This window comes from Marinomonas ushuaiensis DSM 15871, from assembly GCF_000521805.1.
GTDB classification, from domain to species: Bacteria; Pseudomonadota; Gammaproteobacteria; order Pseudomonadales; family Marinomonadaceae; genus Marinomonas; species Marinomonas ushuaiensis.
In genome coordinates, this window is the sequence record NZ_JAMB01000007.1 from 123,140 (window position 1) to 137,475 (window position 14,336).

Sequence of the window (14,336 nt, forward strand, 5' to 3'; positions counted from 1 at the left end):
AATCAGTAGCAAGCCAAGTTGTCGTTGTTTTTGCGATCATTGCATTCTTTTCCATAATTTTTGCACATCTGTTGTTCACGGTTAGATGGGTTTTTGATATACATACATCCGCGCCATTTTTTTCTCAGTTCTACATTGTCTAATTCAGCGAGATTTTCTGAGGGCTGTTCACAGCTGCTGAGTATAAGTAGTAAAGAAAGAGATGTGAAAATACGTGTTATGAGCATATCGTTTGACCTAGAATGCGAAAATGAAACTAAGTTTATAACGCTTTCTTATTGTACTGTTTAGTATAAGTGTTCTTAAATAGGCTTGAAGCATTAAGTTTCATTCCCTATGTCATCAATGTCAATGAAGTTTTTTTTATGATCCAGTATCCTAGTATCGAGTCCTTAATTGGGCAAACTCCTTTGGTTCGTTTACAGCGCATCAATCCTAATCCAAGCAATACGATTCTTTTGAAGTTAGAAGGACAGAATCCTGCTGGCTCAGTAAAAGATCGGCCTGCTTTGAATATGATACATCAGGCAGAACTTCGTGGGGCCATTAAGCCTGGGGATAGTTTGATCGAAGCAACCAGTGGTAATACTGGTATTGCATTAGCAATGGTGGCTGCAATTAAAGGTTATAAAATGCATTTGATCATGCCTGATAACATGAGCCAGGAGCGAAAATCTGCTATGTCTGCGTACGGTGCCACGCTTCATTTGGTTACAAAAGAAGAAGGTATGGAACGAGCGAGAGATCTTGCGCAGGAAATGCAAGATCAAGGTGTGGGGGTTGTGCTTAATCAGTTTGCGAATCAAGACAACCCGAATGCTCATTACCTAACAACAGGGCCAGAAATTTGGCAACAAACCCAAGGTACTGTGACGCATTTTGTTAGCTCGATGGGAACGACTGGAACCATTATGGGCGTTTCGCATTATCTGAAAGAGCAAAATAAAGACATTCAGATTGTTGGTTTACAGCCACAAGATGGGGCAAGTATTCCAGGTATTAGACGTTGGAATAAAGAATATTTACCTGCCATTTTTGATGACACTCGAGTGGATAAAGTGATGGATGTTTCTCAAGAAGCGGCAGAAGTTACGATGCGACGATTAGCAAAAGAAGAAGGAGTCTTTTGTGGGGTTTCTTCTGGTGGTTCGGTCGCCATGGCGATGGCATTATCTGAACAATTGACGGATGCGGTTATTGTGGCGATTGTCTGTGATCGAGGTGATCGTTATTTATCAACAGGGGTTTTTAATTCTTAACATAAAGATCTTCACCAAGAATTATAGATTCAAAGGCTCTCTTTTAAACGTGTAGGATTACAGCAAGATGCGATAGAATGTCTCGTACGTTTACCTTTACGTTTAATTTGAGTTCAGGAAATAAAGAGAGCCTCCTTTGAGAAGAAGAACACCTTCACGTCGCCCAGCCAAAGTACAACCTATTGGTCCGGTACAAACCTTTCACGTAGAGGGTTTAACTCACGAAGCTAAAGGCGTCGCCCGTTTGCAAGGTAAAGTTACCTTTATTGCTGGCGCTTTACCTAGTGAAACCGTCTCTGCGCAAATTACTAAAACAGGACGCCATTTTGACGAAGCTGTTCTTGTTAACATCATTGAGCCTAGCGCTTATCGAATCGACCCTTCTTGTCAGCATTTCAATGAATGTGGCGGTTGCAGCTTTCAGCATTTAATGGATGAGCAGCAATTATCTTCAAAAACAGATTGGCTTAAAGGGCAGCTACGTAATGTGTTATCAGGTCAAGATCTAGCGTTATTATCAGATACTTCTACCAAATATCGTCGTCGTGCTCGCATTGCTGTTGATAATAAAAAGGGCTCTCTTTCTTTAGGTTTTCGTGGCAAAGCATCAAAAGACATTGTTTCAATTAAGCAGTGTGTTGTTCTTACTACTTCTCTACAAGAAACCTTCCATTCATTGAAATTAGCCTTATCTGGAAATGACTTGGCCAGTGCGCTAGGGCATATCGAGCTACTGGAAGACACAAAAGGCGTTTCAGTCTTGTTTCGTTTAACTTCAACTGTTTCTGAAGCATTGGAAAGCAGCTGGCAAGTTTGGGCTCAACAAGAGGAAGTGTCTCTTTATTGGCAAGCACCATCAATGAGCAAGGCGGACGTTGCACCAGAAAACATGCGCTATTATGATCTTGATGGTTTGAGGTTGAGTTATCATCCTCAGGACTTTATACAAGTGAATGCGGCGATGAATCAAAAAATGGTCGCGCAAGCAATGGACTGGCTGAACCTAACAGACCAAGATGTGGTCTTAGATTTGTTTTGTGGTGTTGGTAATTTCTCTTTACCGTTGGCGAAACGCGCGCAGTCTGTTATCGGGGTTGAAGTGCAGGAAACCATGGTTGCTGCAGCAAAAGAGAATGCACATCAGAATGGTTTTGATAATGTCTCTTTTATTGCTGCTGACCTAACACAGCCTGTTGCGCATCAATTTAAAAAAGAAGGAGTTACAAAAGTACTGCTTGATCCTCCTCGTGCTGGCGCTTTTGAATTTCTTGACACAATAATAAAAATAAAACCGACACAAATATTGTATGTTTCTTGCAACGCTTCTACGTTGGCAAGGGACGCAGAATATTTAATTGCAAAAGGATATCGTGTTTTACGGGTAAGTTTGATGGATATGTTTCCTCAAACATCTCATGTAGAAACTATGATGTTATTGCAAAAAAAGAAATAAAATTAAGGGCGGATACATGGTAACAGTAAGAAAAGATCACCCGGTGTTAGAGGATGGCAATGTTAATATTGACGCTTGGATGGGGCAGTTTTCCCACCTTATTGACGACAGTGCTAGAGTTCCTTTACGTATGGCTTGTGAGTTGGCTCGCCAAGCGGAGTTGCAATGTGCTCGACCGTCTTTTTGGGGTGCGCAAGCGAGTACTTTTCGTGCTGGTCTTGAAATGGTTGAAATCCTTTCAGGCTTTCGAGCAGACCAAGATTCTTTAGTTGCGGCAGCTTTATATCGAGTTGTGCGTGAAGATCAGCTTCCTTTGTCCCGTGTGACCGATATGTTTGGTCGTAAAGTGTCGTCTCTTATCGAAGGTGTGATTCGGATGGGTGAGGTATCTAAGAACCTTACCGCAGATACCGCCGCAGAGGTATTAGGCAGTCATGACAACCAATTAGAATCTTTGCGTAAAATGTTGGTGTCTATTATTGATGATGTTCGTGTCGTGCTGATTAAATTAGCCGAACGAGCGTGTGCCATTAAAGAGGCGAAGTTTCAAGATGAAGACCGTCGCGTGGCTGTTGCCTTGGAAGTTCAAAGTGTTTATGCACCTTTGGCTCATCGTTTGGGCATTGGTCATATTAAATGGGAGTTAGAGGATCTCTCGTTTCGTTATCTGTACCCTTCTGATTACAAACGAATTGCCTCATGGTTGGATGAAAAGCGCCTTGATCGTCAGCAATATATTGACGATGTTATCAGTGTTTTAGATGAGCGCTTAAAAAGCATTAATATCCATGCGGATTTAATGGGTAGGGCAAAACATATTTACAGTATTTGGCGCAAAATGAAGCGCAAAAATATTGGTTTTGATGAAGTCTATGATGTGCGCGCTGTGCGTATTCTTGTTGATGAACCTATGCAATGTTATGGGGTACTGGGAACAGTTCATACTTTATGGCGTCCTATCCCGCAAGAGTTTGATGATTATATTAGTAACCCTAAATCAAATGGTTATCAGTCATTACATACGGCCGTTGTTGGCCCGCAAGGGCGAGTGTTTGAAATTCAAATTCGTACGCACAAAATGCATGAAGATGCAGAGCTTGGTGTCTGTGCTCATTGGAAATATAAGGGGACAGACTTAAGCTCAAGCAGTACTAGTTATGAAGAAAAACTTCAGTGGCTTAGAACGATTTTGGACTTTCATGAAGTTCAAGGTGATCTTGAGTCTTTATCTGAACAAGTGCGCAGTGACATAGAGCAAGACCGTATTTATGTCTTTACTCCAGATGGTCATGTTGTTGATTTACCTGTCAATTCAACACCAGTTGATTTTGCTTACCGAGTACACACAGAAATTGGCCATCGATGCCGCGGTGCGAAAGTTAATGGTAAAATTATTACGCTTGTAACACAGCTAAAAACCGGTGATAAGGTTGAAATATTGACGACTAAAGAGGGTGGGCCAAGTCGAGATTGGCTTCACCCTACATTGGGTTATGTGCACACAAGTCGTGCTCGTGCCAATATTCAAAACTGGTTTAGAAAAGAAGATCGAGAGAAAAACCTAGAAGCGGGTAAACAATTATTAGATAAGCAATTAAAACGTCTTGGCATTGATGATAGTCGTATTGATTTCCAAAAAATTGCCTCTCGCTTTAGTTTTTCGAGTGCCAGTGATGTCTTTGTTTCACTAGGTGCGGGAGATATTCAATTAGCCAAAGTGCTACGCGTTATTGATGATTTATACAATCTTGATGGTGATGTCGCACCTGCCCGCCCAATTCGTTTGAAAAAGAGCCGTCACAAATCTTCTGATAACGATATACATATTTTGGGTGTTGGTAAGTTACTAACGCAAATGGCTAAGTGTTGTACGCCAATACCGGGCGATGACATTGTTGGTTATATTACTCAAGGACGGGGCGTGTCTGTTCACCGGCAGGATTGTATTAACATTGTTCAATTGGGCTTAGATGAGCCAGAACGCATTGTTAATGTGAACTGGGGTGAGGAACTTGATAATCAATATCCAGTGAATATTCAGGTTGAAGCCTATGACAGAACGGGTTTGCTCAATGACATCACAAGTTTGCTAGCCAATGAAAAAGTGAACCTTTTGTCTATGAACACCTTGTCTGCGAAAGAAAATCATATGGCAACTATTCGCTTTACCATTGAAGTTGGTGAGTTGGGAATTTTGAGTAAACTGCTGCATCGTATTAACCAATTACCTAATGTGTCGAATGTATTCAGAGAGAAAGATTTTTGAGTAAACCGATAGAGCAACTACAACATCTGATGGCTTGTTTAAGAGACGAGTCATTTGGATGTGCGTGGGATAAAAAGCAAACCTATAAATCCGTTGCTCCTTATACTTTGGAAGAAGCCTACGAAGTTCTGGATGCCATTGAGCGGGAAGACTTTGATCATTTGAAAGAGGAGTTAGGTGATTTACTTTTTCAAGTGATTTTCTATGCACAAATCGCACAGGAAGAGCAGCGTTTCAATTTTGATGACATTGCGACTGGTGTTGTTGAAAAAATGTTACGACGCCACCCCCATGTATTTCCTGACGGTGATATGACTCGTTTCGGTGAGCCGAACGCTCTCACGGAGCAAGAAATCGCGGAACAATGGCAGAAGATTAAAACTCAAGAAAAAGACTCTTCAGATAAAAGTTTGCTTGCAGATATACCTGTTTCTATGCCTGCACTCATGCAAGCGGTGAAAATACAAAAAAAAGCGTCAAAAGTTGGGTTTGATTGGCCTGATGTCGCGCCTGTTTTTGACAAAATCAGAGAAGAATTAGACGAACTAGAAGAAGCGATGAAGGAGCAAAACACCCTTCATATGGAAGAAGAAATGGGTGATGTATTATTTGCTGTGAGTAATCTTGCAAGACACCTTGATGTTGCGCCAGATGTAGCATTAAATAAAACGAATATTAAATTCCGCCGTCGATTTGGCCGAATAGAAGCCCTTGTATCAGCAAAGAATAAAAATCTAACGGATTGCTCTTTAGAAGAGCTAGATCGTTATTGGGAGCAAGCAAAACACGAAGGTTTATAAACTTGCTTATCGTAGAAATTAGTAAAAACACTTTTTTGTATGTATGAAATTGCATAAGTGTTATTGGTACTGTTTAGGAGGGTGAAGTGAGTGATCGTCAAGCGTCATTACGCGAAAATGTTAGGTTGTTAGGAGATTGCCTCGGCGAAAGTATGAGTAATCATCTTGGCGAAGGCTTCCTTGAAAAAGTGGAAAATATCCGGTTACTCTCCAAAGATGGTAGACAATCAGGAGACTCAGCCGCTCTTATTGAGGCTTTAGAATCATTAGAAGATAAAGAAATTGTTCCGGTTGCCAGAGCATTTAATCAGTTTTTAAATTTATCTAACATTGCTGAACAGTATCACCGAGTGCATCGTCGTCGCACCAATGAAAGTTTAGGTGTGTATCACAATCCAATCGGCGATTTACTGGAGCGCCTTTCAAAGCAAAACTTCACACCAGAACAAATGCTCGAATCCTTACAGACACAATCGATTGAATTGGTTTTGACTGCGCATCCAACTGAAGTTGTACGTCGTTCTCTTATTCGTAAATACGATAATATTTCCAGCGAATTGGAAGCGTTAGACAAAGACAATATTCTGCCTCTCGAAGAGACAAAACATATTCGCCGTTTAAAAGAGATCATTACACAAGCTTGGCATACTGATGAAATTCGAGAAGAACGACCAACACCTGTTGATGAAGCCAAATGGGGTTTTGCTGTAATTGAGCAATCTTTATGGCAAGCGGTACCACGCTTTTTCCGTCAACTAGATGAGCAATTCAATACCTTTTCTAACGCTGAACATTTGCCCTTAGACTTGGCACCGATTCGTTTTGCAACTTGGATGGGCGGTGATCGGGACGGTAATCCAAATGTGACCCATACGGTCACCAAAGAAGTGGCATTGCTAGCTCGTTGGATGGCGGCAGATTTATACATAAAAGACTTAGCAGTTCTGCGCTCCGAATTTTCGATGACTCAATGCAATGCGGCATTACGTGAACGTGTTGGCGACAGCCCTCAGCCTTATCGAGAAGTTATACGGCATTTAGAGCGAAAAATGCTCGCAACCAAAAATTGGGCGAAAGCATCTATTGATGGTAAGCCCACATCAGATGACGCTATTTTTCTTGATATTCAAGAGCTTATTGATGATCTGACCCTGTGTTATCAGTCTTTATTAGATTGCGGTATGAAGGTGATTGCGAATGGTTCTTTGATCGACTTGATTCGTTGTGCAGCCACTTTTGGAGCTACGTTGGTACGTCTAGATGTACGTCAAGATGCGGCTCGACACATTGATGCCTTGTCTGCGATTACTCGTTTTTACGGTCTTGGCGATTATGCTGAATGGGATGAAGCATCACGCCAGGCCTTTTTGTTGACGGAATTAAACTCCAAACGTCCATTGTTGCCTATGGATTGGTCGACAACGGATGAGGTAAGAGAAGTTTTAGATACTTTTAGAATGATTGCTAAGGGACATCAGAATTCATTTGGCTCTTACGTTATTTCGATGGCCAGTGCACCCTCTGATGTATTGGCAGTTGCTTTGATGTTGAAAGAATCGGGTGTTAGTTTCCCGATGAGGATTGTTCCTTTATTTGAAACATTGGCCGATTTAGATAACGCTGAGCCTATTATTGAACAGTTGTTTTCACTTCCTTGGTATAAATCTTATATCAATGGTCGCCAAGAAGTAATGATTGGTTATTCTGATTCTGCCAAAGATGCCGGACAGATCGCGGCAACGTGGGGACAATATCGAGCGCAAGAAGCGTTAACTCGCCTTTGTAAAAAACACGGTATACATTTAACTTTATTTCATGGTCGTGGCGGCACTGTTGGTCGTGGCGGCGGTCCAGCCCATGTGGCGATTTTGTCGCAACCTCCAGGTTCAGTAAATGGCTCTATTCGTGTCACCGAACAAGGTGAAATGATTCGCTTTAAGTTTGGTATTCCTGATATTGCGGTGCGTTCTTTAGAATTGTATTGCTCTGCGGTAATGGAAGCGACATTGATTCCTGCTGAAGCGCCTAAAGAAGAGTGGCGTGCGATTATGGATGAAATGGCTGAAGTCGGAATGAATCAATATCGCTCTATTATTCGTGGGCATGAGGATTTTGTACCTTACTTTAGAGCAACAACGCCAGAGCAAGAGTTGGCTAAATTACCATTAGGTTCTCGTCCTGCTCGTCGCCGTTCTGATGGTGGTGTTGAGAGTTTACGAGCTATTCCTTGGATTTTTGCTTGGATGCAAATACGCCTTATGTTGCCAGCTTGGTTAGGAGCGGAAAGTGCTCTACAGCAAGGTGTTGAAACGGGTAATTTAGAAAAACTACGGGAAATGCATAAGAAATGGCCTTTCTTTGGCGCTTATCTGGATATGCTTGATATGGTCTTGGCAAAAGCGGAGCCTGAAATCGCAGAGTATTATGAGAAGCGTTTGGTGAATGAAGAGCTGCAAGGGTTAGGTCGGTTGTTACGTCGCAAGCTGAAGCAGGTTAGTGAGCTTGTGAAAATGCTGAAAAAGCAAGAAAGGTTAATTGAAGACAACAAAACCATACGTCAATCAATTGATGTGCGAAATCCGTACATTGATCCACTGCACTATTTACAGGCAGAGCTTTTGTATCGTAGTCGTAAAGACGAAAACAATGCTGAGGTGAATAAGGCGTTGATGATTACGATGGCTGGGATTGCTAGCGGTATGCAAAATACGGGCTAATTTATCCATATGATCAATAAATGCTCACTATGTGCAAGAAAACGTTAAAAAATGACAGGTAAATTTGCATATTGAAGGGCTGCTTGGGTATGCTTGGCGGCCATTAAATTTTTAGTATGCGTATGGTTTACCGAATGCTTTATTTTTGTGCATAACAGCACATTGAATAGAACATTGTATTGGTAATCCTTGCAAATAAATTAACGCTGTCTTTGGAGACTTCTTATGCGAGTAATATTATTAGGTGCGCCAGGCGCTGGTAAAGGAACTCAAGCTCAATTCATTACGGAAGAGTTTGGTATCCCGCAGATCTCTACAGGGGATATGTTGCGTGCAGCAGTAAAAGCAGGCAGCGAAATGGGTTTGAAAGCAAAAGCAGTAATGGATGCAGGGCAGCTTGTTTCTGATGACATTATTATTGGTTTAGTAAAAGAGCGTTTGACTCAAGACGATTGCACTAACGGTGCTTTGTTTGATGGTTTTCCACGTACTATTCCACAAGCTGACGCATTAAAAGATGCAGGCGTAAAAATCGATTATGTTGTTGAGATTGATGTTGCTGACGAAGAAATCGTAAAGCGCATGAGTGGACGCCGTGTTCATGAAGCTTCAGGTCGTACTTATCACCTTGTTTATAATCCACCAAAAGTGGAAGGCAAAGATGACATAACAGCTGATGACCTTGTTCAGCGTGTTGATGACAGTGAAGAAACAGTTCGTATGCGTCTTGGCGTTTATCATGATCAAACCGCACCACTAATCGGTTATTACCAAGACTGGTTAAAAGCAGACAGTTCTAATGCACCACAATTCGTTAAAGTAAACGGTGTGGGCGATTTGAATGAAATTAAACAAAGTTTATTAGCTTCTTTGAAGGCTTAATTAGTCAATGACGGCCATTTTAGCATTAGATACATCGACGCCAGCTTGTTCTGTTGCGTTGAACATAGATGGCGTTGTGTTGGAAGATTTCCGCATGGCGCCTCGTCTCCACAATGATTTGATTTTACCTATGGTAGATCAAATTCTAGAGCAAGCAGGTCTTAAATTATCAGATCTAGATGCTATTGCTTTTGGTCGTGGTCCTGGTTCTTTCACTGGTCTTCGGATTAGTGCTGGTGTGGTGCAAGGGCTTGCCTATGGTGCAGATTTACCTGTTGTTCCTGTTTCTACTCTCGCTGCCTTGGCGTTAGAGGGATTTCAAAAAACAGGATCTAACAATTGGCTTTCTGCATTAGACGCTCGAATGGGTGAAATTTATCTTGGTGGCTATCATGTGAATAAAGTTGCTGGTAGTTATGAGATTAATCCATTGATCGATGAGTGTGTCATTAAGCCTTCTGTGTTATCTGCATTTTCAACTGATTTTAATGGTATTGGCTCTGGCTGGTGCTATGAGAAAGAGTTGGTCTCGTTATTGCCCGCTTTGCCAGAGCATATTCTGGTGGACTTAGCGCCTCGCGCTGCTTGTATTGCCGAATTAGCTTTATTGCACTTCAGTAAAGGTGAAATAGTCTCTGCATACGATGCTATGCCAACCTATTTAAGAGACGAAATCACTTGGGAAAAACAGGCACCTCGCATAGGGAAGCGCTAGTAAAATGTTGTGGTATCAAATTGTTTTCTTATCGTTGATCCAAGGACTGACTGAGTTTCTGCCGATATCGAGCTCTGCTCATTTAATCCTTCCTGCTCAGCTGCTTAATTGGCAAGATCAAGGTTTGGCATTTGATGTTGCTGTTCATGTTGGAACCTTGATCGCGATTGTTGGTTACTTTAGAAAAGACATTGCTCAGATTGTTGTTGCTTGGTGTGTTTCTATTAAAGATCGACAATCAACCTCTGACAGTCGTTTGGCTTGGTGGATATGTCTTGCGACGATACCAGCCTGTGTTGCTGGTTTAGTATTTGATGAGTTTATCAGTACGCATTTACGCTCGGTCGAGGTGATTGGCTATACCACAATTGGTTTTGGTGTTTTGCTTTGGCTGTCTGATCGATACGGGTCAAACTCAAAAACAGAATATGATTTCTGTCCAAAGAGTGTGGTTTATATTGGTTTAGCTCAGGCCTTAGCTTTGATTCCTGGAACCTCACGCTCAGGTATTACTATGACGGCTGCGCGCTTTTTAGGTTTTAGTCGAGAATGCGCAGCTCGCTTCTCCTTCTTACTGTCTATTCCTTTGATTTTAGCGGCTGGTGGTTTGAAGTTGATAGAATTGATTTCATCTAATGTGATGGTTGATTGGACGAGTATTGTTGTTGGTGTTGTTTTATCTGCGATCAGTGCTTATCTTTGTATTTATTTGTTTTTAAAATGGTTAAATCGCATCGGTTTTTTTCCATTTTTTGTTTATCGATTGATTCTAGGTTCGTTACTTCTATTTATAGTGTACGTTTAGTTTGTTAAAGAGCCTTTGAGCTGAACATATATTTAATGATGAAATTCTCTGATGTATTTATAAAAGCTTCTAATTTTTAGAGGCTTTTTCTATTTTTGGGTTGGGTAAGGTAATACATTAAACTTGATGTAAGGTGGCGATCTACATTGTTTAAATTTTGGTTTGAGATGACTTTGGAGAAAATGATTTGCTTAATTCTATTGCAGTGGCGACAACAGATAGGTTTTTAGAGTCGGAGTCTCGTTTATTGGCTCAGTCATTGAATCTTCCATTTATTTTTCTCCATGAACCCATAAAGTATATTTCTAGTTACGACTACTTATTATTGAAAGCAGTGGATAGTGTCTCTATTGCGAAAACAGGGAAGGGCGCACCTAAACCAGTCTGTGTTGACTTTGCTTCAGGTGCAGTTGATCACAGAAGGCGCTTTGGTGGTGGCAAAGGACAAGATATTGCGAAAGCGGTTGGACTAAACAAGAGGTCTAGTTTATCTGTTTTAGATGCAACGGCAGGATTAGGGCGAGATGCTTTTGTTTTAGCTTGTCTTGGCTGTTCTGTCTCTCTTTGCGAAAGAGTTGGATTTGTGAGAGCTATGTTAGAAGATGGGTTATATCGTGGATCTTTTCATAGTGAAGTAGCTGATATTGTTGCTAGAATGCCTCTTTTGGATAGCGATATAACCGGACTTGATGAGGATGCCAAATTTGATGTGGTGTACTTAGATCCTATGTATCCACATACAGAGAAATCATCAGCAGCCGCAAAAAAAGAAATGGCATTTTTCCGGGATTTGGTCGGCAAGGACTTAGATGCAGACAATCTTTTGCCTCATGCTATGACCCTAGCCGAGTATCGAGTAGTTGTTAAACGCCCTAAAGGCGCACCATGTTTAAATGATGTTGAACCGACCTATCAGCTTGAAGGGAAGTCAGGTCGCTTTGATATTTATGTATTAAAGTCGCTCGATTTATTATCGGCTTAATACTTCTGGATTTAGATGTTAATAATGAGGTGGCCTTTCGCCCTCAGGAATAGATTGTTGTTGTCGATAAGACTCTAGTTGTTTACTGACCATGATGAACTTTTCTTTCATCATAAGTATGTCTTTTTGTTGGCGAATAAGTGCTTGATTTAAACTATCAATCGTATCTTCTTGAAATTGCAGTTTGAATTCTAATTCGTCTATACGTTGGTTGATTTCTGAGGTGTTCATAGGTGCCTTCTGTGTGTTAACCTTACTAAACTAAGCTCTTGCTTTTAATTAGCTATTCTATACTTTATATGACGCAGGTATTGGGAATTTAAAGTAAAGAATGGCGTGAAAATTGCTCTTAAAAGAAGGTAAGTATTTTACTACTATCTTCTTAAGCTTCACATGGCGATTTCATAAAGAGTTTGGTAAATATTTATTTATTCACTTTTGCACTAATACAAAGTTCTATTTTTTAAAAATAGATTTTGTTTAACAATAATATTTAATTTAATAAGAGAAATACTGTTATGAATGATCATCAGGATAATGTTTCGCAAAATAATGGGGCTTCTGTTGGTTCCGGTTTTTTTTCACTACGTACATTGGTTGTTAGTGTTGTTATAGCTTTGATCGTACCTTTGTTAATCGCAGGGGTGTTGAAAGAAGAAATAGGTACCAATTTTCTAATATATTTTGGCTTTATTTTCGTATCTGTTTATGTCGGATCTACGATTAGTCAAGCTCGCTTTACTGGTTATGATTCAGATTCCGATGAAGACGAAGATGATGACCGTGAACAAGGTACTGTAAAGTGGTTTAATTCATCAAAAGGCTTCGGCTTTTTGACAATGGAAAATGGCGATGATGTATTTGTTCATTACCGTGCTATTCGTGGACGTGGACGCCGTTTTCTTGTTGAAGGTCAAATAGTTCGTTTTTATGTGACCGAAGGTGAAAAAGGTAAACAAGCCGAGAACGTTTCCATTATTCGCGGTTAATTGTTTGTCACTATTTTTTCATTCGATTTAAGAGGCTAAATATGTCTACTGTAACTCTAAAAGGTACTGCTTTTGAAACTGTTGGTTCTCTTCCTGCAGTTGGTTCTACTGCCCCAGCATTTGAGTTAGTTAAAACGGACTTGTCTGTTGTAACTTTGGCAGATTATAAAGGCGCTAAATTGGTGCTTAATATCTTTCCTTCTATCGATACGCCTACTTGTGCAACATCGGTACGAAAGTTCAACGAATCCGCTGCTGCGTTTAAAGGCGTTAATGTGATTTGTGTTTCGGCTGATTTGCCTTTCGCTGTTGCACGTTTTTGTGGTGCAGAAGGTATTGATAATGTTGATACGGGCTCTAGCTTCCGTTCAACGTTTGGTGAAGATTACGGTTTGAATTTCTCTACTGGGCCACTTGTTGGTCTTTTGTCTCGTGCTGTTGTTGTATTAGATGAAAATGGTAAAGTTATTTATACTGAGCAAGTTGCAGAAACAGCAGATGAACCTAATTACGAAGCAGCCTTAGCGGTATTGGCGTAATTTTCTACTGCATGCATTGAGTTAAAAAAAGCTCAATAAAAAGTCAGTTTTACTTTAAGTAAAACTGACTTTTTTTATGCTTAAAATTTCAGTAGAAAAAAGATCTAGTTTTTTTGTACTGGTATTGTATTGGTTGTTCTTTCAACGCTGTTGTCTTTGTTTAGATAGACAAGTTTAGGTTTAAAATGATCTGCTATAGCTTCATCCATTTGGCCGTAAGCAGCAATAATCACTCGATCACCCACTTGTACTTTTCTGGCTGCTGCACCATTCATTGAAATCGTGCCTGACCCAGCTTCAGCAAGAATGACATAAGTATGGAAGCGTTCACCATTATCTACGTTGTAGATGTCTATTTTTTCAAAATCTCGAAAACCAGCGAGTTCTACAAGGTCTTTATCGATGGCGCATGAGCCGTCGTACCAAAGCTCAGCTTGAGTTACGCTGGCCATGTGAAGTTTGCCTTTAAGAAGTGTAATTTGCATGTATAAAGTCTCTGTTAGTGTTTCTGTATAGCATTTTTTGGGTGTGACATCTTTTTTAAGGAAGGGTTAGTTCCAAATAAATGGGCCTTCTTCATCTTTGTTTATCCGCCACCATTGATCTGGGTCTTGATTCCCTTCTTCTTCCCATCCTTGAAAATTGCAACGCACTTCACAACCAAGAGATTCGAAGACTTGTTTTGCACAAGAAATATCATTTTCCCAAGGTGTTTTGTCTGATTCAAACCAGATGGAAGTAAATCGTTTACCTGCTGCTTTTTCTAAAATAGTCACGTCAATATCATGGCCATTAGAATTGATGGTCACTTTTGTACATAGTTTTGAAGGTGTACTTTTTTTGATAAGAGAGAACTCTTCTTCAAACCAAGTAATTATCTTCTCTGTTGGGCAGGATAATACATATATTTCGATGTCTGATTGCATCGC

General features: G+C 40.5%; 14 protein-coding genes. 11 read left to right on the top strand and 3 right to left on the bottom strand.

Annotated features, from left to right (window positions below; translation table 11 throughout):
- Positions 1-365: 365 nt before the first annotated feature.
- The 9 genes from cysM (at position 366) to MUS1_RS09435 (ending at position 11,879) form a co-directional block, all read left to right on the top strand.
- A complete protein-coding gene (gene cysM, locus MUS1_RS09395; RefSeq protein WP_051436196.1) occupies positions 366-1,259 on the top strand; it encodes a cysteine synthase CysM in 894 nt (297 codons plus the stop codon).
- Positions 1,260-1,395: 136 nt separating this feature from the next.
- Positions 1,396-2,712 (top strand): 23S rRNA (uracil(1939)-C(5))-methyltransferase RlmD, encoded by a 1,317-nt coding sequence (gene rlmD / locus MUS1_RS09400; RefSeq protein WP_036161750.1) that lies wholly within the window; start codon positions 1,396-1,398, stop codon positions 2,710-2,712.
- Positions 2,713-2,728: 16 nt separating this feature from the next.
- A complete protein-coding gene (gene relA / locus MUS1_RS09405) occupies positions 2,729-4,978 on the top strand; it encodes a GTP diphosphokinase (protein ID WP_036161753.1) in 2,250 nt (749 codons plus the stop codon).
- Entirely contained in the window at positions 4,975-5,778 is an 804-nt protein-coding gene (gene mazG / locus MUS1_RS09410) for a nucleoside triphosphate pyrophosphohydrolase (RefSeq protein ID WP_084035598.1), read from the top strand. The genes relA and mazG overlap by 4 nt, the downstream gene beginning before the upstream one ends.
- An 86-nt stretch (positions 5,779-5,864) precedes the next feature.
- The gene (ppc, locus tag MUS1_RS09415) at positions 5,865-8,495 is read left to right on the top strand and encodes a phosphoenolpyruvate carboxylase (protein ID WP_036161759.1); all 2,631 of its coding nucleotides are present in this window, start codon (positions 5,865-5,867) and stop codon (positions 8,493-8,495) included.
- A gap of 225 nt (positions 8,496-8,720) precedes the next feature.
- Entirely contained in the window at positions 8,721-9,377 is a 657-nt protein-coding gene (adk, locus tag MUS1_RS09420) for an adenylate kinase (protein ID WP_036161762.1), read from the top strand.
- A 7-nt stretch (positions 9,378-9,384) separates the two neighbouring features.
- Entirely contained in the window at positions 9,385-10,092 is a 708-nt protein-coding gene (gene tsaB / locus MUS1_RS09425) for a tRNA (adenosine(37)-N6)-threonylcarbamoyltransferase complex dimerization subunit type 1 TsaB (RefSeq protein WP_036161764.1), read from the top strand.
- Positions 10,093-10,096: 4 nt separating this feature from the next.
- Positions 10,097-10,897 (top strand): undecaprenyl-diphosphate phosphatase, encoded by an 801-nt coding sequence (locus MUS1_RS09430; RefSeq protein WP_036161767.1) that lies wholly within the window; start codon positions 10,097-10,099, stop codon positions 10,895-10,897.
- Positions 10,898-11,084: 187 nt separating this feature from the next.
- Positions 11,085-11,879, top strand: coding sequence for a class I SAM-dependent methyltransferase (locus MUS1_RS09435; RefSeq protein ID WP_036161770.1), 795 nt, complete (start codon positions 11,085-11,087; stop codon positions 11,877-11,879).
- Positions 11,880-11,897: 18 nt separating this feature from the next.
- Here MUS1_RS09435 and MUS1_RS09440 read toward each other — a convergent pair whose 3' ends face one another.
- Entirely contained in the window at positions 11,898-12,110 is a 213-nt protein-coding gene (locus tag MUS1_RS09440) for a SlyX family protein (RefSeq protein WP_036161773.1), read from the bottom strand.
- A 287-nt stretch (positions 12,111-12,397) separates the two neighbouring features.
- Between MUS1_RS09440 and MUS1_RS16330 the strand changes: the two genes are divergently transcribed.
- Both MUS1_RS16330 and tpx read left to right on the top strand, forming a co-directional pair.
- The gene (locus MUS1_RS16330; protein ID WP_036161776.1) at positions 12,398-12,868 is read left to right on the top strand and encodes a cold-shock protein; all 471 of its coding nucleotides are present in this window, start codon (positions 12,398-12,400) and stop codon (positions 12,866-12,868) included.
- A gap of 41 nt (positions 12,869-12,909) precedes the next feature.
- Positions 12,910-13,407, top strand: a complete 498-nt coding sequence (gene tpx / locus MUS1_RS09450) for a thiol peroxidase (protein ID WP_036161778.1) — start codon at positions 12,910-12,912, stop codon at positions 13,405-13,407.
- A gap of 104 nt (positions 13,408-13,511) precedes the next feature.
- Here tpx and panD read toward each other — a convergent pair whose 3' ends face one another.
- Both panD and MUS1_RS09460 read right to left on the bottom strand, forming a co-directional pair.
- Positions 13,512-13,892 carry an aspartate 1-decarboxylase gene (gene panD / locus MUS1_RS09455; protein ID WP_036161781.1) on the bottom strand — a complete coding sequence of 127 codons (381 nt, stop codon included), beginning with the start codon at positions 13,890-13,892 and terminating at the stop codon, positions 13,512-13,514.
- A gap of 66 nt (positions 13,893-13,958) precedes the next feature.
- Entirely contained in the window at positions 13,959-14,333 is a 375-nt protein-coding gene (locus MUS1_RS09460; protein WP_036161784.1) for a hypothetical protein, read from the bottom strand.
- Positions 14,334-14,336: the final 3 nt, after the last annotated feature.

Bases quoted from the DNA above. Each gene is read 5' to 3' on its own strand.
- MUS1_RS09460 (WP_036161784.1), bottom strand. From the start codon at position 14,333: ATGCAATCAGACATCGAAATATATGTATTATCCTGCCCAACAGAGAAG.
- relA (WP_036161753.1), top strand. From the start codon at position 2,729: ATGGTAACAGTAAGAAAAGATCACCCGGTGTTAGAGGATGGCAATGTT.
- tpx (WP_036161778.1), top strand. From the start codon at position 12,910: ATGTCTACTGTAACTCTAAAAGGTACTGCTTTTGAAACTGTTGGTTCT.
- adk (WP_036161762.1), top strand. From the start codon at position 8,721: ATGCGAGTAATATTATTAGGTGCGCCAGGCGCTGGTAAAGGAACTCAA.
- cysM (WP_051436196.1), top strand. From the start codon at position 366: ATGATCCAGTATCCTAGTATCGAGTCCTTAATTGGGCAAACTCCTTTG.
- MUS1_RS09440 (WP_036161773.1), bottom strand. From the start codon at position 12,110: ATGAACACCTCAGAAATCAACCAACGTATAGACGAATTAGAATTCAAA.
- MUS1_RS16330 (WP_036161776.1), top strand. From the start codon at position 12,398: ATGAATGATCATCAGGATAATGTTTCGCAAAATAATGGGGCTTCTGTT.
- tsaB (WP_036161764.1), top strand. From the start codon at position 9,385: ATGACGGCCATTTTAGCATTAGATACATCGACGCCAGCTTGTTCTGTT.
- panD (WP_036161781.1), bottom strand. From the start codon at position 13,892: ATGCAAATTACACTTCTTAAAGGCAAACTTCACATGGCCAGCGTAACT.
- MUS1_RS09430 (WP_036161767.1), top strand. From the start codon at position 10,097: ATGTTGTGGTATCAAATTGTTTTCTTATCGTTGATCCAAGGACTGACT.